20 protein-coding genes and 1 pseudogene are annotated in these 20,873 nt (G+C 70.6%); 3 read left to right on the forward strand and 18 right to left on the reverse strand.

Going from position 1 to position 20,873, the window contains the following annotated elements:
* Nucleotides 1–8: 8 nt before the first annotated feature.
* Nucleotides 9–1,049 (forward strand): DNA polymerase III subunit delta, encoded by a 1,041-nt coding sequence (gene holA / locus BUF17_RS08690; RefSeq protein ID WP_073628237.1) that lies wholly within the window; start codon nucleotides 9–11, stop codon nucleotides 1,047–1,049.
* Nucleotides 1,050–1,077: 28 nt separating this feature from the next.
* On the opposite strand, the gene BUF17_RS08695 is transcribed toward holA, so the two are convergent.
* The 9 genes and pseudogenes from BUF17_RS08695 to BUF17_RS08730 form a co-directional block, all read right to left on the reverse strand.
* A complete protein-coding gene (locus BUF17_RS08695) occupies nucleotides 1,078–1,620 on the reverse strand; it encodes a hypothetical protein (RefSeq protein WP_073627659.1) in 543 nt (180 codons plus the stop codon).
* The gene (gene rlmN, locus BUF17_RS08700; protein ID WP_073628239.1) at nucleotides 1,617–2,789 is read right to left on the reverse strand and encodes a dual-specificity RNA methyltransferase RlmN; all 1,173 of its coding nucleotides are present in this window, start codon (nucleotides 2,787–2,789) and stop codon (nucleotides 1,617–1,619) included. The genes BUF17_RS08695 and rlmN overlap by 4 nt, the downstream gene beginning before the upstream one ends.
* Nucleotides 2,790–3,139: 350 nt before the next feature.
* Nucleotides 3,140–3,766 carry an invasion associated locus B family protein gene (locus BUF17_RS08705; RefSeq protein WP_342185871.1) on the reverse strand — a complete coding sequence of 209 codons (627 nt, stop codon included), beginning with the start codon at nucleotides 3,764–3,766 and terminating at the stop codon, nucleotides 3,140–3,142.
* Nucleotides 3,767–3,984: 218 nt separating this feature from the next.
* Nucleotides 3,985–5,046: a penicillin-insensitive murein endopeptidase gene (gene mepA / locus BUF17_RS08710; RefSeq protein ID WP_175563659.1), complete on the reverse strand. Its 1,062-nt coding sequence runs from the start codon at nucleotides 5,044–5,046 to the stop codon at nucleotides 3,985–3,987.
* A gap of 17 nt (nucleotides 5,047–5,063) precedes the next feature.
* Nucleotides 5,064–5,972, reverse strand: a pseudogene (puuE, locus tag BUF17_RS08715) (allantoinase PuuE); the annotation flags it as partial.
* A gap of 125 nt (nucleotides 5,973–6,097) precedes the next feature.
* Entirely contained in the window at nucleotides 6,098–7,042 is a 945-nt protein-coding gene (locus tag BUF17_RS08720; RefSeq protein WP_073627665.1) for a 2-hydroxyacid dehydrogenase, read from the reverse strand.
* 201 nt (nucleotides 7,043–7,243) lie between these two features.
* Nucleotides 7,244–7,777, reverse strand: a complete 534-nt coding sequence (locus tag BUF17_RS23435) for a P-loop nucleotide/nucleoside kinase family protein (protein WP_342185874.1) — start codon at nucleotides 7,775–7,777, stop codon at nucleotides 7,244–7,246.
* A gap of 9 nt (nucleotides 7,778–7,786) precedes the next feature.
* On the reverse strand, nucleotides 7,787–8,785 hold the full coding sequence (locus BUF17_RS23440; RefSeq protein WP_342185875.1) for an ROK family protein: 999 nt from the start codon (nucleotides 8,783–8,785) through the stop codon (nucleotides 7,787–7,789).
* Nucleotides 8,786–8,883: 98 nt separating this feature from the next.
* A complete protein-coding gene (locus BUF17_RS08730) occupies nucleotides 8,884–9,801 on the reverse strand; it encodes a tagatose-bisphosphate aldolase (RefSeq protein ID WP_073627667.1) in 918 nt (305 codons plus the stop codon).
* Between the two features lie 234 nt (nucleotides 9,802–10,035).
* On the opposite strand from BUF17_RS08730, the gene BUF17_RS08735 reads away from it, so the two are divergent.
* Nucleotides 10,036–10,935: a sugar-binding domain-containing protein gene (locus tag BUF17_RS08735; protein ID WP_084564410.1), complete on the forward strand. Its 900-nt coding sequence runs from the start codon at nucleotides 10,036–10,038 to the stop codon at nucleotides 10,933–10,935.
* Between the two features lie 25 nt (nucleotides 10,936–10,960).
* Here BUF17_RS08735 and BUF17_RS08740 read toward each other — a convergent pair whose 3' ends face one another.
* The 8 genes from BUF17_RS08740 to BUF17_RS08775 all read right to left on the reverse strand — a co-directional run bounded on the left by BUF17_RS08740 (nucleotide 10,961) and on the right by BUF17_RS08775 (nucleotide 18,800).
* Complete coding sequence (locus BUF17_RS08740) at nucleotides 10,961–11,902, reverse strand: ROK family protein (protein WP_073627671.1); 942 nt, start codon at nucleotides 11,900–11,902, stop codon at nucleotides 10,961–10,963.
* Nucleotides 11,899–12,624, reverse strand: a complete 726-nt coding sequence (locus tag BUF17_RS08745) for a ribulose-phosphate 3-epimerase (protein ID WP_073627673.1) — start codon at nucleotides 12,622–12,624, stop codon at nucleotides 11,899–11,901. Before BUF17_RS08745 ends, BUF17_RS08740 begins: the two co-directional genes overlap by 4 nt.
* A gap of 5 nt (nucleotides 12,625–12,629) precedes the next feature.
* Entirely contained in the window at nucleotides 12,630–13,502 is an 873-nt protein-coding gene (locus BUF17_RS08750; RefSeq protein ID WP_073627675.1) for an alpha/beta fold hydrolase, read from the reverse strand.
* A complete protein-coding gene (locus BUF17_RS08755; protein WP_073627677.1) occupies nucleotides 13,496–14,326 on the reverse strand; it encodes a sugar phosphate isomerase/epimerase family protein in 831 nt (276 codons plus the stop codon). Before BUF17_RS08755 ends, BUF17_RS08750 begins: the two co-directional genes overlap by 7 nt.
* On the reverse strand, nucleotides 14,326–15,402 hold the full coding sequence (locus BUF17_RS08760) for a Gfo/Idh/MocA family protein (RefSeq protein ID WP_073627679.1): 1,077 nt from the start codon (nucleotides 15,400–15,402) through the stop codon (nucleotides 14,326–14,328). The genes BUF17_RS08755 and BUF17_RS08760 overlap by 1 nt, the downstream gene beginning before the upstream one ends.
* Nucleotides 15,403–15,523: 121 nt before the next feature.
* On the reverse strand, nucleotides 15,524–16,321 hold the full coding sequence (locus BUF17_RS08765) for an ATP-binding cassette domain-containing protein (protein ID WP_073627681.1): 798 nt from the start codon (nucleotides 16,319–16,321) through the stop codon (nucleotides 15,524–15,526).
* A complete protein-coding gene (locus BUF17_RS08770; RefSeq protein WP_073627683.1) occupies nucleotides 16,321–17,382 on the reverse strand; it encodes an ABC transporter permease subunit in 1,062 nt (353 codons plus the stop codon). The genes BUF17_RS08765 and BUF17_RS08770 overlap by 1 nt, the downstream gene beginning before the upstream one ends.
* A gap of 431 nt (nucleotides 17,383–17,813) precedes the next feature.
* Nucleotides 17,814–18,800 (reverse strand): ABC transporter substrate-binding protein, encoded by a 987-nt coding sequence (locus tag BUF17_RS08775; RefSeq protein ID WP_073627685.1) that lies wholly within the window; start codon nucleotides 18,798–18,800, stop codon nucleotides 17,814–17,816.
* Between the two features lie 151 nt (nucleotides 18,801–18,951).
* Between BUF17_RS08775 and BUF17_RS08780 the strand changes: the two genes are divergently transcribed.
* Nucleotides 18,952–19,155, forward strand: a complete 204-nt coding sequence (locus BUF17_RS08780; protein ID WP_073627687.1) for a hypothetical protein — start codon at nucleotides 18,952–18,954, stop codon at nucleotides 19,153–19,155.
* Here the strand turns inward: BUF17_RS08780 and BUF17_RS08785 are convergent.
* Nucleotides 19,148–20,842, reverse strand: a complete 1,695-nt coding sequence (locus BUF17_RS08785) for a GMC family oxidoreductase (protein WP_073627689.1) — start codon at nucleotides 20,840–20,842, stop codon at nucleotides 19,148–19,150. The two genes, BUF17_RS08780 and BUF17_RS08785, sit on opposite strands and share 8 nt — an antisense overlap.
* Nucleotides 20,843–20,873 lie beyond the last annotated feature (31 nt).

Here is a 20,873-nt window from a genome sequence, read left to right on the forward strand (position 1 = left end):
GGCAGCGCATGGTCGCTCTGAAGGGCAACGACATCGACCGGCTGATCGCCGATCCGAAGCGCCTTTCCGGTGTGATCCTGATCTACGGCCCGGATCAGGGCCTCGTGGCCGAGCGTGCCGCCGCTCTGGTGGCGGCGGCGAGCGGCGGCGTGGACGACCCGTTCTCGACCGTCAGGCTCGACGGCTCCGAGGTCGCCTCGGACCCCGCGCGGCTCGACGACGAGGCGCGGACGCTGGCGCTGTTCGGCGGCCGGCGCACCGTCTGGGTCCGCGATGCCGGCAGCCGCTCCATCGAGGCGGCGGTGAAGCCGCTGCTCGACGATCCGCCGGCCGATGCCGTCATCGTCATCGAGGCCGGCGATCTCAAGAAGGGCACCGGACTGCGCAAGCGCGTGGAAGACCACCGCTCGGCGCTCGCCGTGCCCTGCTATGCCGATGCGGCGGCCGATCTCGACAAGGTGATCTCGGAAGAGGCGCGGGCCGCCGGACTGACGGTCGACGAGGACGCGCGCCAGGCCCTGCACCTGCTGCTCGGTTCAGACCGGCGGCTCACCCGCTCCGAAGTCGCCAAGCTCTGCCTCTATGCCCATGGCCGTGGCCGGATCGAGCTTTCGGACGTGAGGGCGGTGGTGGGCGACACCGGCGCCTTCGCGCTGGACGATGCCATCGACGCGGCGCTGACCGGCGATGTCGCTTCGTTCGACCGCGAGATGGGGCGCATTCGCGCCGCCGGCACGCATCCCTCCGCCCTGCTGACGGCGGCGCTGCGCCAGATTCAGACCATCGCCCGCGGCCGGCTTTTGGTCGATGCCGGCACGCCGCCGGCCCAGGCCGTCGACCGCATGGTTCCGCCGGTGTTCTTCAAGCGCAAGGCGACGGTGGCGCGGGTGCTGTCGCTGTGGCCCTCGCCGCGCCTCGCGGCGGCGGCGACGCGGATTGAGGATGCCGTCGTGCAGTCTCGGCTTAAGCCGGCGCTCGGCTACGAAATCGCTGCCGAGACACTGCTGGCGCTGGCGACCGCCGCGCGGGCAGCGGGCAGAGCCCGCTGAGAGGCTTAAGATCGAACCGGATCGAGCCTTACGATCGCGCCGCCGACCACGCGCCAGCCCGGCGGCCGGCGACCAGCCAGTAGACCAGCCCGCCGGCGAAGCCCGCGGCGAGGATCGCCGCCTCTCCCTTGCCGAGCCCGCCGCCGGGCAAGGCCGCAAGCGCGAGTTCGACCGGGCGGGCGGCGCCGAGCGCGGCCTGCAGCAGGGCATCCCGCGCGGCGCCGGCCGAGGCCTCGATGGTGGGTGGTTCCGGGAAGCGCGGGGCGTAGCCGAGGGCGCGCGCGATGAACGCGATCGCGCCGCCCGCCACCACCCAGTAGATCGGGCCGCGCCAGCGCGCGACCTCGCCGATGGCGATCGCGACCAGCGCCGGCACGAACGCGAAACCGCCGATGAAGGTGGACAGGATCACCGCCGCCGCGACGGTCCCCGCCTCGGGCGACAGGCCGTAGGTGACCACCGGCGCGGCGTGGAAGCCGCCGACGAGCACGAGCGCCGCCGCCACCACCGCCAGGATATAGCCCGCGACGATCTGGGTGACGTGCCAGAACGGCTGCAGCAGGTCGTTCACTCGCCGGTGCCCGCCACCATGGCGCCGAGCGCCATCCGCTCGCGCGCCCGCATCCGCTGGGTCTCGGACTTCAGCTGGCCGCAGGCCGCCAGGATGTCGCGACCGCGGGGCGTGCGGATCGGCGAGGCATAGCCGGCGCGGTTGACGATGTCGGAGAAGGTCTCGATCGTCTCCCAGTCCGAGCACTCGTAGGGCGAGCCCGGCCAGGGATTGAACGGAATGAGGTTGATCTTGGCCGGGATGCCGCGCAGCAGCTTCACCAGCGCCTTGGCATCGGCCGGGCTGTCGTTCACGCCCTTCAGCATCACATATTCGAAGGTGATGCGCCGGGCGTTGGAGACGCCCGGATAGTTGCGGCAGGCCTCCAACAGCTCGGCGATGGGGTACTTGCGGTTCAGCGGCACCAGTTCGTCGCGCAGGTCGTCGCGCACGGCATGGAGCGAGATCGCCAGCATCACCCCGATCTCGGCGCCCGCGCGCTCGATCATCGGCACCACGCCGGAGGTCGACAGCGTGATCCGGCGGCGCGAGACCGCGACGCCCTCGCCATCGGCCACCACGGTGAGCGCCGCCTTGACGTTGTCGAAATTGTAGAGCGGCTCGCCCATGCCCATCATCACGATGTTGGACACCGCGCGGCCCTCGGTGGGGATCGCCGCGCCTTCCGGCGCCGCGCCGCCCGGATGATCGCCGAGCCGGTCGCGGGCGACGAGGATCTGGGCTACGATCTCCTCGGCGGTCAGATTGCGCACCAGCGTCTGCGTGCCGGTGTGGCAGAACGAGCAGGTGAGCGTGCAGCCGACCTGGCTGGAGACGCACAGCGTGCCGCGGCCTTCCTCGGGAATGTAGACGGTCTCGACCTCGACGGGCTTGCCGGCGCCGCGCGCCGGAAACCGCATCAGCCACTTGCGGGTGCCGTCGCTCGAGACCTGCTCGGCGACGATCTCGGGCCGCGCCAGGGTGAAGCGCTCGGCGAGCTGGGCGCGCAGGTCCTTGGCGATGTTGGTCATCGCGTCGAAAGAGGTGACGCCGCGGTGATAAAGCCACTGCCAGATCTGGTTCTCGCGCATGTTGACCTGGCGCGGCGGAATGCCGGCTTCCAGCAGCGCGGCGCCGAGTTGCTCGCGCGTCAGGCCGATCAGCGGCAGGCGCGGGTCCTCGTCCGGCATGGCGGCGACGGCGGCACCGGTGGCGGCGACCGGCGGGGCGTTCGGGTTCAGGCGCGCGATGTCGAGAGCGATCGCCATGGGTGGTCATCCTCGATTGGGTGGCGCCCCTGCTGAGGCCCGCTTCGGTCAGGCTGCGCACGACGCGCGCCCCTTGGGCGCGGCCTTGGCGGGAACCATGTCTCAAACGGCAAAGGGGCGCGCCGGCCGGGCGCACCCCTCTCAAGGGCAATTCAGCGATATTCTAACCTGCCGCGCGGCGGGAATCGAGCCCGCTGTTCGCCGGGCGGGGCTGCGCCGGCTGCAATGCGGCGGCGGTCAGACCCCGCGAGGGGCCGGACCGCGATCCCCGATCAGGGACAGGCCTTCTGGATGTCGTTGAGCGTGGCGGTGATGCCGCTCAGCGAGAAGGTGTAGCCGGTGGCGTTGCCGCGGCCGGACGTGGCCGCGACCTTCATCGACTTGCCCTTCTTCATGGCGGCGATGAGCTGCGGCTCGGCGGAAGCGTTCTCCACCCAGGCGCCGTCGCCCTTGGTGAACAGGGTGAACTTCTGGCCGTCGATGTCGACGGTGGCCTTGGAGTTCTCTTGGAAATTGTAGCCCACGCGGATCGACGGCTCCATCCGCACATTGGCCGCCGGGCGGCTCGTCACGAAGAAGCGCACATCGCCGTGGTTCAGGCCCGCCGGGGTGCTCGCCTTGGGAACCGTCATGGCGAAGCAGACCTTGGCGTTGCCCGTGCCGTGGCTGAAGGCATACCAATCGTTGTTCTGCTTCAGGAGCGTCGGCTCCTTCGCCGGCGCGGTCTGGGCCATTGCCACCGACGTGAGCGGCGCACCGATCATGAAGGGGCCGACAAGGGCGCCGACGAGAGCCGTGGTGATCAGCCTGCGTACCTGCATCGTCTCCTGCCGCTGGATGTCGGGATCGAAATCGAGAGCCTGTAATGGAATCGGCCGCCGCGGGACGGCAGCGCTCATTCAGGATAAAACTCCCGAAGCCTTACCGAAAGGTTGACACTCCGGCCGCATCGGCGCGTTTCACGCCGGAGATCGGCCGGGGCGGTTCGCAGAGGGGTGTTTTCCGCTTCGCCGCCCCAAAGGCAGGCAGCAGAATTTGGGCGACAGTGTGGCCCATCCGCCGCAAGCGCAAGAGGGTGCCCGAATCGGCGCCGCGGCACGGCAGGCCCCGCGCGCCGTCACGGCTCCACCAGCGCCCGGCACGCGGCGGGCATGTCGGCGAGCAGCAGCGGCGGTTTCGGCGGCTCCTGCTTCGCCGGATCCCACGGCTCGTCGGTGGCCCACCAGTCAAGCTGGCCGCCGCAGCCGTCGCCCGGCGGCGGGGGGGCCTGCGCATGGCACGACGCCATGCCCGGCGGACAGGCGAGGCGGACGTGGAAGTGATCGTCGTGGCCCCAGTAGGGACGGATCTTGCGCAGCCACTTCCGCTCCTCGCCTATCCCGGCATAGGGCCAGCGGCAGAGCCAGCGCTTCACCGCCGGGTTGACGAACACCCGCTCGACGGTCGGATCGGATGCCGCGCGGCGCAGCAGCCGCGCGAGGGAATCGGTCGCCTTGGTCTCGTCGAGGTCGCGCGTGCCGGGCTTCAGCAGCGACGTCGCGGGAATGGTTTCCCGCATCTCCTTCGTCAGCCGGGTCGCCGGCATGTCGTCGTACCAGATATCGACGTCGAGGCCGGTCTGGTGGCTGGCGTGGCCGGTCAGCATCGGACCGCCGCGGGGCTGCGACAGGTCGCCGATCAGGATGCCGTTGCGGCCGAGCCGGCGCGAATCGCCGGCAAGCCGGCGCAGATAATGGATCAGCGCCGCCGTTCCCCAATGCCGGTTCCGGTCGAGGCGCACGCGCTGCCAGCCCGGCCCGTTGGAAGCCATCGGCAGCCCGCCGGAAAGGCAGCCGTTGGAATAGAAGCCGATCGCCTCCCGCTTGCCCATGGCGGGCGCCGGCGCGGCGCCGAACAGCCGCTTCGCCGGCTCGACGGCGAGCGCCGTCGGCGGCAGCGGCCAGGACAGCGGAGCAAGCACCGGCGGCGCATCGGGCGCGGTCGCATCGGCGCTGCCTTCAGGCGCGCCGGCATCGTCGCCGTCCTGCGCGGCGGCCGGGGTGATAAGGCAGCCGAGGCCCACGCCCAGTGCCAGCACCAGCCAGAGCGCGAGACCGCGGCGCCCGTGCCGACGACGGCGAAGGCCGGACATCGCGGTGGAAAGCGACATGGCGGGCGACAGCATGGCAGCGAACGGCATGGCGGCCCGCTCCATCAGGCCGGCGGATGGCGCTCGCGCCAGTGGCGCGCGATGTCGATGCGCCGGGCGACCCACACCTTCTCGTGACCGAGCACGTAATCGAGGAAGCGGGCGAGGCCGGCGATGCGGCCCGGACGGCCGACCAGCCGGCAGTGCAGGCCGATATTCAGCATCTTCGGCGCGCTGCCGCCCTCGGCATAGAGCGTGTCGAACGCATCGCGCAGATAGTGGAAGAAATGGTCGCCGGTGTTGAAGCCCTGGGGCGTGGCGAAGCGCATGTCGTTGGAATCGAGCGTGTAGGGGATGATGAGGTGCGGCCCCTTCGGTCCCTCGATCCAGTAGGGCAGATCGTCGGCATAGGCGTCGGAGGAATAGAGGAAGCCGCCCTCCTCCGCCGCGAGCGCGGTCGAATGGATCGAGGCGCGTCCGGTGTACCACCCGAGCGGCCGCTCGCCCGTCACCTCGGTGTGGATCCGGATCGCCTCCGCCATGTGGCGGCGTTCCTCCTCCTCGGTGAAGTCCTTGTACTCGATCCACTTCAGTCCGTGGGAGGCGATCTCCCAGTCCGCTTCCTTCATGGCGGCGACCGCGTCGGGATTGCGCGCCATCGCGGTCGCGACGCCGTAGACGGTGACCGGCACATTGCGGCCGGTGAACAGCCGCCACAGCCGCCAGAAGCCGGCGCGGGAGCCGTATTCGTAGATCGATTCCATGTTCATGTGGCGTTGCCCCGGCCAGGGCTGCGCGCCGACGATCTCCGACAGGAACGCCTCCGAGGCGGCGTCGCCGTGGAGAATGCAGTTCTCGCCGCCTTCCTCGTAGTTCAGCACGAACTGCACCGCGATCCGCGCGCCGCCCGGCCAGTCGGCATGAGGCGGATTGCGGCCGTAGCCGAGGAGATCGCGGGGATAGGAGGCATCGGTCATGGGCGTGTTCCGGGCAGTCTGGCGGGACGGCGAAGCCCGGTGGAGGACGGGCGGCATCAGGGTGCGCCGCAAGGCGCCCGGTTGTAAAGCCGCGCGATGCCCCCCTCGTCAGTAGCCGCCCCTTGTCAGTAGCCGAGCGTGCGGTCCACCAGATGGTCGGCCGGCAGGCCCGCTTCCACGCGCTCGATCTGCCGGGCCACCAGCCGCGAGATGGTGTCGGCGTCGCTGTCGGCGGCGTTGTGCGGGGTGATGGTGATCTTCGGGTGCGCCCAGAGCGGGCTCGAGGCCGGCAGCGGCTCGGTCTCGAACACGTCGAGGGTCGCGGCGGCAAGGGTGCCATCGTCGAGGGCGGCGATGATGTCGCCTTCGACCTGCAGGCCGCCGCGGCCGGCATTGATCAGGATCGGGCCGCCGAACACCCCGTCCCGGGCGAGGCCGACGAAGAGGTCGCGGTCGAGGACGCCGGTGGTGTCCGGCGTCAGCGGCAGCAGCACGACGAGGATGTCGGTGCGGGCGAGGAAGGGAGCGAGCCCGGCGGCGCCGGAAAAGGTCTCGACGCCCGGCACGGAATGCGCCGTGCGGCTCCAGCCCGCGACGCGGAAGCCGAGCCGCGCCAGCACCTCGGCGGCATCGCGGCCGAGATGGCCGAAGCCCATGATGCCGACGCGTACGGCGGACGCCGGCCACTGCTGGGCCTGATGCCAGCGCCGCTCCGCCTGCTGGGCGAGATGGGTGCGGAAGCGCCTGTGATGGGCGAGCACCTGGAGGGTCACCCACTCCGTCATGCGCATGGTGAGATCGGGATCGACCACCCGCGCGATCGGGCACGGCGGCAGGTCGGGATCGGACATGACCTTGTCGACCCCGGCGCCGAGCACGAAGACGTGTTCGAGATGGGTCATCGGCCGGAACAGCCCGTGCGGCTGGCGCCAGACGAGCGCATGGCGCACCGACGCGGGATCGTAGGCATCGCGGCCGTGGATGCTGATATCGCGGCCGGGCAGATAGCGGGCGAGCGCATCGCTCCACAGCTCGTTCGACCAGCCGGTGGCGCAGAACAGGATCGTCATCGGAAGGGTGTCCAGGTGGCTGCTTCCCGTGAACCCGGCGCGTGGTCCGATCGGAGGGAGGTATCCGATCGGGAAAACAGCCCCGGATTCAGGAGATGGAACATGACCTTGTCGTCCGGATCGCCGCGATCCGGACGGGATATGGTCTAGAGCCTTTCGGCACCGAAGGGAATCGGCCGCCGCCCGGAAATCCGCCGCCTCTCAATCCGCGAAGGTGCGGCGGATGAAGGCCATCACCGCATCGATATCGGTCGGCAGAGTGGTGTCGAGATCGAATCTCGGCCCGCGGTCGACCGGCGCGGCGCGGCGGGCGAGTTCGATCAGTTCCGGCACGAACGCCGCTCCGGGATGGCCCGGATGCCGCTCGTCGAGGCGCGCGGAATAGCGCTCCGCCAGCACCTCCGGCGGGGCGTGGCACCAGATTTCCGCCGTCCGCTCGACCCCTGCCCGTGCGAGGTGGCCTTCGAGCACGGACTTGGGCTGGAAGCCGAACCAGGCATCGACGATCACGTCGGTGCCGTCAGGCGCATCGCGCACCAGCGACCAGATCGCCTGATAGCTGGCGCGGCCGAGCGCACGGTTGAACTCGCGGTCACCGAGGCCGAGATGGTCGAAGAACGGTTCCTTGACGGTGTCGAGCGTCAGCAGGAACCAGCCCGTCCGCGCCGAGATGGCTCGGGCGACGGTGCTCTTGCCGCAGGCCGGCACGCCGTTGACGAGGACGGCTCGCTTCATGCCGGCATCCTAGCTGAGCGGCGTTTCGGCATCGAGCGTCGCGTGCCCGGGCCGGGAAGCGCGCTTCAGCGTGCTGGAATAGGTTTCGACCAGCGCCGACACGCCGGCGCCGATCACGCCCGCATCGTCGCCGAGCGCCGCCGGTTCGACCGGGCAGCGATACCACTCCGACGGCGGCGGCAGGGCGGAGACGGCGCGATAGGCGGCGTGGCCGAGCCCGCCGCCGAGCAGCACGAGATCGGGATCGAAGGTTGCCACCATGCTGTCGATGGCAGCGCGCAGCGGCGCCGCCCAACGCTCCAGCACGCCCGCGGCGACGGCATTGCCGCTGGCGGCGAGCGCGAACAGGCCGTCGGCGTCGGTGCCGGCCGGCAATCCGGCGGCGGCGACGGCGCGGCCGAGCGCGGTGCCGGAACTGGTGGTCTCCACGCAGCCGTGGCGGCCGCAGGCGCAGGGCTCGCCGGCGAAGTTGACCGTGATGTGGCCGAGCTGGCCGGCGGAGCGCCGGCCGCGCACGACACGGCCCTCCTCCACGGCCGCCCCGCCGATGCCGGTGCCGATGGTGAACATGACGACGTTCTCGCGACCGACGCCCGCGCCTACCGCGATCTCACCGATCAGGGCCATGTTGCAGTCGTTGTCGATGACGACCGGCTTGCCGGACGCGGCATCGATGCGCTCGGCCAGCGCCGCGCCGGAGAGGTCGAGATAGCCGCCGGACAGCACCTGCCGCCGGCCGGCATCGACCCGCCCGGGCACGCCGATGCCGATGGCGCGCACGCCCGGCCGATCCAGCCGGGAGACGAGCGACGCGATGCGCTCGACCACCGTGTCGGCATCGCGCACGATGCGCTCGGAAAGCCGCTCCAGAATCTCGCCGCGGCTCGAAATCCGCGCGGCACGCAGGTTGGTACCGCCGATGTCGACCCCGATCGCGGCCGCTTCGTCCGGCCCGGCATCGGCGTCGAGGCGCCCGCCCAGCCGGCCGTGATTCGCCCGTCTTGCCATGGTTTCCTCACCCGTCGCCGACCGGCGGTCGTTGCCGCCGGCCCGGACGCCGTCACGCAGCCTTTGTGTGACCAAGCCTTTTCTGATGCGGCCTTTTCTTATGCAGCTTTGGCGTTCTCGCGGCGATAGCGTTCCAGAACAGCCTGGATTTCCCGCAGGCGCGGCACGGCCACGGCCGCCAGCCGCTCCCGCGTCACGGCGCGGTCGAGCGAGATGCAGTCCTTCCAAAGCGCGCGGCCGGCGATCACGCCCGAGGCGCCGTTCGCCATCGCGGTTTCCACCTGGCCGAGGAAGGTGGCGTGGTCGACGCCGGCCGACAGCACCGCCCACGGCACCTCGCCGGACAGCCGCGTGATGGCCGCGCAGGCCTCGGCCGTGCCCGGATAGGGGATCTTCAGGACCTTGGCGCCGCATTCCAGCGAGATGCGGGTGCCCTCGATCACGAGGTTCGGCACCGCGGCGGCATAGTCCTCGGCGCTTTCGCCATCGAGGCGGTAGGTCAGGAACTCGACGACGAGCAGCAGGTCCTCGCGGGCGAAGTCCTCGATGCAGCTCTTCAGGATCGCGATGTTGTGGGCGTTCGCCTCGTCGGGGGCGTCGGGGCGCAGATAGACCATGATCTTGCCGCCGGTGCCGCCGAGCGCGCGCACGCGGCGGGCATCGATGCCCGGCACCAGGCGCGAGAGGCGGTAGCCCGGCCCGGCGACGTCGAAGCCGGAGGCATCGAGGCCGATGATCAGGCCGACATCGCGGGCGAGCACGCCGTCATCGACCACCCGCGGCACCGCGCAGACGGGATCGAGCAGCACGGCGGAAGCCTCGCTTGCGAGATAGGCGGCGATGTCGCACTTGGTGTCGCCGAGGATGTCCTCGCCGATCTTCGCCTGCTCGGCGGGATCGGTGGCCAGAAGCTGGCGCATGCCGCCGCGCTGGTCGCAGGCGATGACCATCATCATGCCGTCGCGATTGCAGATTTGCTGGTAGCCGCGGAATTCCGCCGTCGTCATCTTGGCCATGGATCAAGTCCGGTGATGGGGCATCCCGCCCGTGCCGTGCAGCCTGCGGCGGCAGGGGAAGGGATGCCGGCGCGCGGCCCTGGCGGCGGCGCGAACGGTTTCGTTTGGCGAACGTCTTCCGCGTTCGTGAGAATGATGTAATATCATTCTGAAAGGAATTGCAACATGCCTTCTTCCTCCGCCGGACCGGACGCGGGAAAGGCGGGCGTGGCCGAACCGGCCGCCTCGCGCACCCTGATCCACACGGTCGCCAAGCTGCACTACGAGGCCGACCTGTCGCAGGTGGAGATCGCGCGCCGGCTCGGCGTGTCGGCGGCCACCATCTCGCGCCTTCTGAAGCGCGCGCGGGAGGACGGCATCGTGCGCATCGAGATCCGCGACGTCGTCGCCCCGGACGCGCTCGGCCGGATGATCGCCGAGCGGCTCGGGCTGAAGCGGGTCGCCGTGGTCGACGCGCCCGACGCTGGCGGACTGGCGGCGCTCGCCGCGCCGGTCGGCGGCCTTCTGGCGGAGGCCGGCCTCGGGCAGGGCTCGGTCTTGGCGGTCGGCTGGGGGCGCACACTCTGGGAGGTGCTGCAGGCCGGCCTGCCCCGGCTTCCCGGCATCGTCACCGTGGCGGCGATGGGCGGCATGCAGCAGCCCGCCCGGCACTTCCAGATCAACGAGTTCGTGCGCCTCGCCGCCCAGGAGATGGGCGGCCAGCCGCGCTTCATCCACGCGCCCTACCTGCCGGCTGCCGAATCCCGCGCGGCCTTCCTGGACGATCCCGGCATCCGCGACGTCGTCGGCCTGTGGGACCGGCTGGACGCGGCCCTGGTCGGCATCGGCCTGCCCCATGCGGTCGACCTCGCCCAGGGCGGCACCGCCGGCACGCCGGAGGCGGACGAACTCGCCCATGCCGCCGGCGACGTGCTGCAGAACTTCTACGCGGCCGACGGCACGGCGATCTTCTGGCATGGCGCGCCGCGGCTGATCGCGGTTTCGCCCGACCAGTTCCGCCGCACCCCGCTGGTGGTGGGTGTCGCCGTCTCGCAGCAGAAGGTGCCGGCGATCATCGGCGCCGCGCGCGGCGGCTACATCAATGCCCTCGTCACCGACGCCCGCACCGCGGAAGCCGTGCTGGACGCGCTCTGACATCGCCGCCCGGCCGCGCCGCGCCTCACAACGCGAGCGCCGCCGCGCCGATCACCCCGACATCGAGGCCGAGCGCGCTCGGGCCCACCGGCACGTCGCGGAAGGCCGGCATGGCGCGCGCCGCGATGGTGGCGCGGATCGGGCCGGCCAGAAGGTCGAGCCCGTTCGAAAGCCCGCCGCCGATCACCACCCGCTCCGGCGAGAACAGGTGCAGCAGGCTGACGATGCCGGCGCCGAGATAGCGGCCTTCCCGCCCGACGAGGGCGAGCGCGGTATCGTCGCCCTCCCGCGCCGCCGTCATGACATGACGCGCGGTGACCGGCTGTCCGGCGGCGATGCGGGCGATGGTGCCGCCGGGTTCGCGCGCGGCCGCGGCCCGGCCTGCCCGGTCGAGCGCCGAGCCGGAGGCGAGCGCCTCCCAGCACCCGGGATTGCCGCACGAGCACACCACGTCGCTGCCGGCCTCCACGATCATGTGGCCGACATGGGCGGCCATGCCGCGCCGTCCGCGCAGCAGGTGGCCATCGACCACGATGCCGCCGCCGATGCCGGTGGAAACGGTGATGTAGACGAAGCTCGACAGTCCGCGTCCGGCGCCGAAGCGCCATTCGCCGAGCACGGCGGCATGGCCGTCATTGTCGAGACGCACCGGAAGGCCGAGGCGCTCGGCGAGTAGGTCGCGCAGCGGCACGTCGTGCCAGCCGTGCAGCGTCGGCGGGCCGATCACGATGCCGGCCTCGGCGTCGAGCGGACCCGGCGAGCCGACGCCGATCCCGACCGGGGTGACGCCCGGCACCGCGTCGCGGACGTCGGCGACGAGCGCCGCCATCTGTTCGATCACGGCGGACGGCCCGCCGCAGGCGTCCGTCCGGGTCTGGGCGCGGGAGAGAATGCGCCCGGCCTCGTCCACCACGGCCGCGCGAAGCTCGGTGCCGCCGAGATCGATGCCGACGGCGGCCCGCGTCACGAGACCGGCGCCTCCGGCGCGGGCAGGCCGTGAACCCAGGCGATGCGGTCGGCGAGATCGGGCGCGCCGAAGGCGAGCGAGCCCATCACCACCGTCTCGGCACCGGCGGCGCGCAGCAGGGGAACGGTGTGCTCGCGGATGCCGCCGTCGGCCGCCAGTACGATCTCGCCGCCACGCCCGGCGTCGGCGATCAGCGCGCGCGCTTCCTGCAGCCGGGCGGTGGCGGCCGGATCGAGCCCCTGGCCCTTCACGCCGATGGCGGTGCCGAGCAGGGTGAGGAAACCGACGCGGCCGAGATAGGGCGCGACGCCCGCGACCGGGGTGTCGACCTTCAGCACGATGCCGGCCATCAGGCCGAGCTCGGCGATGAGCGCCAGCGCCTCGTCGATCACGGTCTCGTTCTCGAGGTGGATCGAGATGATGTCGGCACCGGCGTCCGCGAACTGGCGGATCTGCTCGATCAGCACCTCGTCCTTCACCATCAGGTGCACATGCAGCGGCCGGTCGGTCGCCTGCCGCATCCGCGCGACCTGGTCGGGGAAGAACAGCAGCGCCGGCGCGAAGTGACCGTCGGCGACATCGATGTGATAGATGTCCGCGACCGCGCGGGTGCGGTCGAGATCGTCGGCGAGACGCAAAAGATCGGCCGACCACATCGAGAACTCGGCGAGGAGCCGCTCCTTCTGCAGCCCCGACAGGCGGGCGGAGACGGTGGGATTCATCGGGATCAGGTTCCGTTGTTGCTGGAAGCGGGCGTTGCGCCGGATGAGCGGCCGGCCGGAAGCGCGGTGACGAACGCCTCGAACGCGCGGCCGAATTCGGCGAGATAGCGGGCCTTGTCGATGCCCTTCGGCGTGATCCGCGCAAGCCGCGCGCCCGGAATGAGGGCGGCGAGGCGCTCGGCATGGCCGAACGGATGCACCACGTCGAGATCGTGGCCGATGACGAGCGCCGGCACCGCGATCGAGGCGATCTCCTCATCGGAAATCCCCGGCCCGTCGAGCGAGATCGCGGTCAGGAGCGCCGACGTGACCGCGACCGGCTCGCGGGAGAAGAAGCCGTCGAGCGAGGCGAGGTTGTCGGGCGCCTCCGTGGCGAGGCGCCGGGCGAGCGGCGAGGCCTCGAACAGCGCGCGGGCCTCCCCTGGCGGATGCGCGGCGAGGAGGCGGCCGACCGCGAGATTCGGCGCCATGTTGTCCGGCGCGGAAGCCGACACCCACGCCGGCCGCATCAGCACCAGCGCGGACACGAGATCGGGCCGCCGCACCGCGAGCCGCGAGGCGATGGCCGCGCCCATCGAGACGCCGCCGAGGATCGCGCCGCGGATCGACAGCGCGTCGAGCGCCGCGGCAAGGTCGTCGGCGAAGGTGGCGATCGAGAACGCCGCCGGATCGCCGGCCTCCGAGCCGCCGTGGCCGCGGCATTCGAGGGTCAGCCTCCGCAGGCCGAGGCGCGCGGCGAGATCGGCCGGAACGAGTTCCGCGATCTGCCCCTCGGCGCCGCAGAGGCCGTGCTGCATCACCACCGCCGGACCGTCGCCGCCGCTGTCGTGGAGCTTCAGCGCCAGCCCGTCGCGGTGGAAGACGCGCGCGGTCACGATGCGGCCCCCAGCGCCCGGCGCAGGAACGCCGCGACACCCGCCGCCTCGCCGGCTTCGAGGCCGTGGGTGACGAGCGGCCCATCGAAGCCGGCGGCCTTCAGCCGGCGGAGATAGAACGGATAATCGAGCACGCCTGTGCCGGCGGTGGCGAAGGCGCCGTCGGCCGTGCGGTCCTTGGCGTGGCCCATGGAGATGCGGTCGGCGAGAAGGTCGATGGCCTCCGCCACCACGCGGTGCTGCTCGGCGAGCGGCGCGGCCTCGAACAGGTTGGCCGGATCGAGCACGATGCGCAGCCGCTTCGAGCCGGTCTCGTCGATCAGCCGGCGCGCCTTAGCCGCCGAATTGACGACGTTGGCGAGTTCCGGCTCGATGCCGAGATCGATGCCGTGGGCCTCGGCGATCGCCGCGGCCTTGTCCATTTCGGCGCGCAGGTCCGCCCAGGCATCGGGGGCGTCGTTGCCGGGGTGGGCGCGCCACTGGTCGTCCGGATCGCGGGTGCCGGTGCACAGCGTGACGAGCGGCGCGCCCAGCGCGGCGCAGGACGCCGCGAGCACCGCGAGCCGGGCGAGGCCCCGGGCGCGGACCGCCGGATCGGGATGGATCATGTTGTAGGTGCCGGAGACGGCACAGAGGCCGACGCCCTCCGCCCGCGCCGCCGCGGCGACGGAGGCGGCGACGGCGGGATCGATGGCGTCGGGCATCGCCGGCAGACCGAGGCAGGCCATGTTGAACTGGGTCGTCTCGTAGCCCGCGTGGCGCACGGCCGCGAGCACCGTCGCGGCATCCGTCCCGGGAAAGGTCTTGGCGAAGATGCCGAGCCGCATCAGAGCCCTCCCGTCACGTCCGCGAGCCGCACCGGCCGGCCGCTTTCCGCCGAGCGGGCGATGGCGACCATCGCCCGCACGCTGGCGATGCCGTCGTCGATGTCGGCGCCGCGCATCGGCGCGCCGTCGAGGATGACGGAGGCGAAGCCCTCCACCTGGCGGCGGTAGAAGTGGCCGTCGGCGCCGAGAACCCGGCGCGAGGCGCCCTCGCGCTCGTCGAAGATGTCGACCTCGCTGGTCTTGAAGTACCAGGGGTTGAACGTCTTGCCGATGATGCTGCCGAACTCGCCGTAGATCTGGAAGCCTTCGTGCCAGTCCATGCGCACGGCCACCGTGAGGTCGAGATGGCCGAGGGTTCCATTGGCGAACGTCACGTCGACGAACCAGCAATAGGCGCCGTAGCGCTCGCTGAGGCGGGCGGAGACATCGACGATGTCGCCGCCGAAATAGCGGGCGGTATCGATCAGGTGGCAGCCGTGGGCGAGCATGAAATAGCGTCGCTTGTCGGCCTTGGGGTCCCCGGCCGGCTTGCGGACGCGGGCGCTCGTCACCATCAGCGGCTGCACCGCGTCGGTCATGGGATAGCGGTGGGTGGAATCGCAGTACCACGCCTTGAGGGCCATCATCTGGCCCATGCCGTCGTCGATGAATGCCTTCGCGGCTTCGAGGCCGGGATCGAACCGCTTCATGTGGCCGACCTGCAGCACCTTGCCGGAGGCGGCGACGGCCTGCTTCAGCGCCTCGACCTCCTCCACCGTCACGCCGAGAGGCTTCTCGCACAGCACATGCTTGCCGGCTTCGAGCGCCCGGACCGCGGCCGGAACGTGGAAGGCGTCGGAGGTGGCGACGATCACCGCCTCGACGTCGGGATCGGCCAGCATGGCGTCATAGTCGGCATAGCTGCGTTCGGGCGCGTGGGTGGCCGCCATCCGCTCGCGAAGGTCGTCGGCCACGTCGCAGATCGCATAGAGATCGGCGTTTGCGGCCTTGGTGCAGCTTTCGAAATGGGCTGCCTGGGCGATCGGCCCGCAACCGAGCACCCCGACCCGCAAGCGGCGATCCTGTTTCCTGGGCATGTCTCACCTTCGATTGGTCACGGCTCCGCGGGCGCGCGGTTGCGCGGCGCCGGAAGAGAGGGCGCGGCACCCGGTCTGGAAGCAGGTGCCGCGCGGTCGGCAGCGCCGAGGAGAGGGCGCCTCAGCCGCCGACCATGAGCTTGACGACCTCGTCGTGGTTGGTGTCCTCGATTCGCCGCTCACCGGCAAGCGCGCCGCGCCGCATCACCACGATCCGGTCGGACACCGCGAAGATGTCCTGAAGGTTGTGGGAGATGAAGATGATGGCGCGGCCCTGGGCCTTCAGCGTCTTGATGAGCGAGACCACCTTGCGCTGCTCGGGCACGCCGAGCGCGGCGGTCGGCTCGTCCATGATGAGGACGCGGGCGTTCCAGTAGATCGCCCGGCCGATGGCGACCGCCTGCCGCTGGCCGCCGGAGAAGCGGCCGACGGGGGCGTCGAGCCGGTTCACATGGAAATCCAGCATCGCCATGGTTTCCTGCGCGGCCTTCGCCATCGCGCCCCGGTCGAGCACGGGGAACAGGCCGAGCACCTTCTTCACCGGCTCGCGGCCGAGGAAGATGTTGGCGCCGATGGAGAGATTATCGGCGAGCGCGAGGTCCTGGTAGATCGTCTCGATGCCGTGGGCGCGGGCGGCTTCCGGGGTGGCGAAGCTCACCCGCTCGCCGGCGAACAGGATCTCGCCCTCGTCGGCCTGATGCACGCCCGAGATCGTCTTGATCAGGGTCGATTTGCCCGCGCCGTTGTCGCCGGCGAGCGCGACGACCTCGCCGGGATAGAGCTGGAGCGAGATGCCCTTCAGCGCTTCCACGCCGCCGAAGCGCTTGTAGACCGAGCGCACGTCGAGGATGGGCTGGGCACCGGCGCCGACGGCGGCGTGGCTGGCCGCGCGAGAGGCGGTCTGGGTCTGGACGGACATCAGTGCTTCTCCCCGCCGAGCCTGCGCTGGGTCTGGTCGACCAGCACGGAGATGACGATCACGGTGCCGACGGCGATGAACTGCCAGAACGGCTCCACATTGATGAAGACGAGGCCGTACTGGATGACGGCGATGACGAGGGCGCCCGCGACCGTGCCGAGAATGGTGCCGGAGCCGCCGAACAGGCTGGCCCCGCCGATCACGACGGCGGCGATGGAGTCGAGCAGCAGCGGTTCGCCCGCCTGGGCGGCGCCGGCGGTGAAGCGCGCCGCATAGAGCACGCCGCCGAGGCCGGCGCAGGCCGCCGACAGGAGATAGAGCTTGCGGATGTGGCGGCTGACATTGATGCCGGCCCGCAGTGCCGCCTGCTCGCTCGCGCCGATGGCGTAGGTATGCTGGCCGAAGCGGGTCTGCGACAGCAGGTAGTGCATCAGCAGCACGAACAGCACAGTGACGATCACGATCACCGGCACGCCGAGGAAGCGGCCGTTGCCGAGGGCGGCGAACCAGGAATTGGACACCGGAACCGTGGTGCCGCCGGCGATGAGGAACGCCGCGCCGCGGGCCACGCCGTACATGCCGAGCGTGCCGATGAACGGCGGCACCCGGAGCCGGGAGATCAGCATGCCGTTGATCCAGCCGGGCACGAGCGCGACGGCGAGGCCAACCAGGATGCCGACGAGCATCGCCGGGAACGGCGGCAGGAAGCCGCCGGCGACGTTGGTGGCGTGAGCGGCCGCCACGGCCGAAAGGCCCATGATGAAGCCGATCGACAGGTCGATGCCGCCGGAGATGATGACGAAGGTGGAGCCCAGCGCGAGCAGCAGCGGCGCGACGGCGAAGATGCCGATCGATTGCGCGTTGTAGGCCGAGAACAGAAAGGTCGAGCCATAGCTGACCTGCGCCCACACCTCGAAGAAGACGATGAGGATGGCCAGGAACAGCCACGCTCGGGCGGCGGCGAGCGCGAGCAGGAAATTGCTCGGGCCGGATTTGGTGCCGTGCTTGCTGCCGTGCTTGGGTGCGGCCGTGCGCACTTCCGGGGTCGATTGGGCGGACATGCGCCTCTCCGTGCCGTTCAGGGTCCGGTGCCGCGGGCGATGGTCGCCGCCCGTGGCCGCGGGCTCGCATTGAAAACTAGAGCGGGATCGCGGTTTCGCGCCCGGCGATCGCGGGCCTGGTCGGGGCATCCGGCCGTGAGGGGGCGGCGGGCGTCTCGCGCGGGCCGCCAGACCACTTCCTGTTCAGCCCGCTACCGGTTCATCCCGCAGCCGGCTCATGCCGCACCGGCCGGCAACCGCCGCCGATGCCCTCACCCGCGCCTTCGCAGCGGGGCCGTCGCACCGGAACCCGGCTCCTGCCGTTCGATCCGGTCGGGGAAGCGGCGGCTCCCGCGGGGGCTGCCGCTTCCGGTGTCGTGTCGTCCGGTCCGGAACCGGGCGGTGGCGGGCGTTCGTCACGCGCCTCCGCCCGGACCGGCAGGGGCGGTCGCTCAGTCCGAGTAGACGAACTTGGCGATGTCCGGATTGTCGATGTTCGACTTGTCCATCACGGTGAAGCCGGTGCCGATCGCGGTCGGGATCGACTGGCCGGTGAGGTGGGCATAGGCCGACATCACGCCGTAGTAGCCGATCTCGGCCGGGTGCTGGGCGATGGCGATATCGACCAGGCCGTTCTTGATGTTGTCGACGATCGAGGTCGGCGCGTCGAAGGCGACGACCTTCACCTTGCCGGACTGGCCGGCCTGCTGCACGCCGTTAGCGGCGCCCAGCGCGGAGAAGAGGTTGGCGCCGAACACGCCGACGAGGTCGGAATTGCGCGCCACCACGGACTGGAGCTGCGAGGCCGCCTTGTTGGCGTCGTTGTCGTTGAACTGCGTCTCCAGCACCGTGATGTTCGGATAGTTCTTCATCTCCTCCTTGAAGCCCTGCTCCCGCTGGTCGGTGGTGGAGATGCCGGGCTTCACGTTGGAAACGTAGACCTTGCCCTTCTCGCCCACCGCCTTGGCGAGCGCGCGGGCCGCCATGCGGCCGCCGAGCACGTTGTCGGAGGCGATGTAGGAGAGCGGGAAGTCCGCGTCGCCCTTGCCGGTCTGGTAGACGCCGTCGCCGATGAAGGTGTCGACGGTGATCACCGGGATGCCGGCCTCGGCCGCCTTCTTCAGCGGCTGGACGAGCTGGGTCTTGTCGGTCGGCGCGATCAGGATCGCGTCCGGCTTGCGGGCGATCACGGCATCGAGCACCGGGACCTGGAGAACGGGGTTGAAGTCCGGCGCGCCCTGGAACACGAGCTCGGCACCGACCGCCTTCGCGGCGGCCTCGGCGCCCTTGCGCATGGTGATGTAGAACGCGTCCGTCGTCAGGCCCGGGATCAGGGCGATGGTGAACTTCTTGCCGTCCTGCGCCTGGGCGGAGCCCGCACCGGCAAGAACGCTGACACCCACCGCAAGCGCTGCCAGGGCGGTAATGATCTTCTTCATGACGTTTCCTCGTTCACGGTTTTTGCTTTTTTGTACGCACGCGACATCGGCACGGCCGGCATGAGGGGCCGGTTCGCGAAGCCGAACGGACGAAAGACGGTCGAGACCGACCCGCCGCTGTCCGGAAGAAGTGTCGTCGAAAGGAGCCGCGATGGCCGTGATCGGCCCCTTGTTCGCCCGCGTGGGCGGACGGCTGGCGGGGCGTTTCGCGATCCTGCCGGGTCACCCGGTCGCGGATCATTTCCTCCTGTTGTTTTTTATGGACAGAAACCTAGAGGCCCGATGTGTGCGCGTCAATCCAATATTTGACGTGCGCCAAGTTTTGCGCGGCATTTTCCGGGAGGAGTTCAGGTAGCCATACGGCGCACCAGATCGGCGCCCTTCTCGGCGATGCAGTAGGTCGCGGCCATGGTGTTGCCGGAGACGATCGCCGGCATCACCGAGGCGTCGATCACCCGCAATCCCTCCATGCCGTGCACGCGCAGCGACGACGGATCGACCACCGCCATGTCGCCGGTGCCCATGCTGCAGGTTCCGACCGGATGGTAGAGCGTGCCGCAGCGCTGGCGGATATAGGCTTCCAGCGCGCCGTCGCTGTCGGCCTCCGGCCCCGGCGTCACCTCGCCGGCGAGATGCGGCTCGAACGCCTTCTGGGCGATCAGCCTGCGGACGAGTTTCATGCCCTCGCGCAGCGACTCCATCGTGCTGTCGCCGCGGAAGAAGTCGTAACGGATCGACGGCCGCTCATGCGGGTCGGCGCTCGCCAGCGTCAGCCTGCCGATGCTGCCGGGGCGCAGCTCGCAGACATGGACGAGGAAGCCATGCCCGAACAGCGAGCCGGCATTCTGGGCGTTGCCGACCGAGGTGCAGAAGAACAGCTGGATGTCCGGCCGGTCGAGATCGGGACGCGTGCGCACGAACGCCCCACCCTCGCCGGTGGTGGAGGCGAACAGACCCCGGCGGCCGAACAGCCACTTGAAGACATGGGCGACATTGGCGGGCAGCGCCTTCCACGACAAGCCATAGGGCACCGTCGTCTTCGCCTTGTACTCCATGGTCACGTCGATGTGGTCCTGGAGATTGGCGCCCACCCCCGGCAGGTCGTTGAGGACCTCGATGCCGTGGCGGGCGAGATCGCGGCCGTTGCCGATGCCCGACAGCATCAGAAGCTGCGGCGAGACGAACGCCCCGGCCGAGAGGATGATTTCGCCGCCGCGGGTTTCGCCGCGCACGGCCGCGTCGCCCTCGCCCGCTTCCCACGCGACGCCGACGGCGCGCCGCCCCTCGGTGAGGATGCGCGTCACCCGGCGCCCGGGCAAGATCGCGAGGTTCGGGCGGTGGCGGACCGGATCGAGATAGGCCCGCTCGGCGCTCTGCCGCTCGCCGCCCTTCTGGGTGAAGGTGTAGTAGCCGAAGCCTTCCTGCCGGGCGCCGTTGAAATCGGCGTTGTAGGCGTGGCCGGCCTGCCGCGCGGCTTCGAGGAACACGTCGCACATCGGGTTGACGGAGCGCAGCTGCGCGACGTTCACCGGCCCGCCGGTGCCGTGAAAAGCGGGGTCGATCTGTTCGGAGACGGGCCGTCCGCCGAGGCGGATGTGGCGGCTGCCGGCCGGATCGGCCAGCGCCTCGAAGGTCTCCAGCCGCCGGAAATAGGGCAGGAGATCGTCATAGCCCCAGCCGGGATTGCCGAGGTCGCGCCAGTGGTCGTAGTCCTCCCGCTGGCCGCGGATGAAGATCATGCCGTTGACCGTCGTGCTGCCGCCGGTGGCCTTGCCGCGCGGCAGCATCACCTTGCGGCCCTGCAGCCCCGGTTCCGGCTCGGTCTCGAACCACGACATGAATTTCGGACCGCCGAGGAAATCGACCGCCGGCATCATGAACGTGACCATGCCGAGCGGCATCTTCACGATGGTCCTGCCGCTGTTGCGGTCGGTGCCGGGCTCGATCAGCGCCACGCGCACCTTGGGATCCTCGGACAGCCGGCTGGCGAGCACGGACCCCGCCGCGCCCGCCCCGACGATCACGTAATCGAACCGTTCCATGGGTATGCCCCTCGCCGCGGTCAGATCGTCC

Source organism: Pseudoxanthobacter soli DSM 19599, assembly GCF_900148505.1.
Lineage (GTDB): Bacteria > Pseudomonadota > Alphaproteobacteria > Rhizobiales > Segnochrobactraceae > Pseudoxanthobacter > Pseudoxanthobacter soli.

What these genes read in the sequence shown, in the direction of transcription:
- holA (WP_073628237.1), top strand. Translation starts at nt 9, where the DNA reads ATGGTCGCTCTGAAGGGCAACGACATCGACCGGCTGATCGCCGATCCG.
- rlmN (WP_073628239.1), bottom strand. Translation starts at nt 2,789, where the DNA reads ATGCCGGACGAGGACCCGCGCCTGCCGCTGATCGGCCTGACGCGCGAG.
- BUF17_RS08705 (WP_342185871.1), bottom strand. Translation starts at nt 3,766, where the DNA reads ATGAGCGCTGCCGTCCCGCGGCGGCCGATTCCATTACAGGCTCTCGAT.
- mepA (WP_175563659.1), bottom strand. Translation starts at nt 5,046, where the DNA reads ATGCCGTTCGCTGCCATGCTGTCGCCCGCCATGTCGCTTTCCACCGCG.
- BUF17_RS08720 (WP_073627665.1), bottom strand. Translation starts at nt 7,042, where the DNA reads ATGACGATCCTGTTCTGCGCCACCGGCTGGTCGAACGAGCTGTGGAGC.
- BUF17_RS23435 (WP_342185874.1), bottom strand. Translation starts at nt 7,777, where the DNA reads ATGAAGCGAGCCGTCCTCGTCAACGGCGTGCCGGCCTGCGGCAAGAGC.
- BUF17_RS23440 (WP_342185875.1), bottom strand. Translation starts at nt 8,785, where the DNA reads ATGGCAAGACGGGCGAATCACGGCCGGCTGGGCGGGCGCCTCGACGCC.
- BUF17_RS08730 (WP_073627667.1), bottom strand. Translation starts at nt 9,801, where the DNA reads ATGGCCAAGATGACGACGGCGGAATTCCGCGGCTACCAGCAAATCTGC.
- BUF17_RS08745 (WP_073627673.1), bottom strand. Translation starts at nt 12,624, where the DNA reads ATGAATCCCACCGTCTCCGCCCGCCTGTCGGGGCTGCAGAAGGAGCGG.
- BUF17_RS08755 (WP_073627677.1), bottom strand. Translation starts at nt 14,326, where the DNA reads ATGCGGCTCGGCATCTTCGCCAAGACCTTTCCCGGGACGGATGCCGCG.
- BUF17_RS08760 (WP_073627679.1), bottom strand. Translation starts at nt 15,402, where the DNA reads ATGCCCAGGAAACAGGATCGCCGCTTGCGGGTCGGGGTGCTCGGTTGC.
- BUF17_RS08765 (WP_073627681.1), bottom strand. Translation starts at nt 16,321, where the DNA reads ATGTCCGTCCAGACCCAGACCGCCTCTCGCGCGGCCAGCCACGCCGCC.
- BUF17_RS08770 (WP_073627683.1), bottom strand. Translation starts at nt 17,382, where the DNA reads ATGTCCGCCCAATCGACCCCGGAAGTGCGCACGGCCGCACCCAAGCAC.
- BUF17_RS08775 (WP_073627685.1), bottom strand. Translation starts at nt 18,800, where the DNA reads ATGAAGAAGATCATTACCGCCCTGGCAGCGCTTGCGGTGGGTGTCAGC.
- BUF17_RS08780 (WP_073627687.1), top strand. Translation starts at nt 18,952, where the DNA reads ATGGCCGTGATCGGCCCCTTGTTCGCCCGCGTGGGCGGACGGCTGGCG.
- BUF17_RS08785 (WP_073627689.1), bottom strand. Translation starts at nt 20,842, where the DNA reads ATGGAACGGTTCGATTACGTGATCGTCGGGGCGGGCGCGGCGGGGTCC.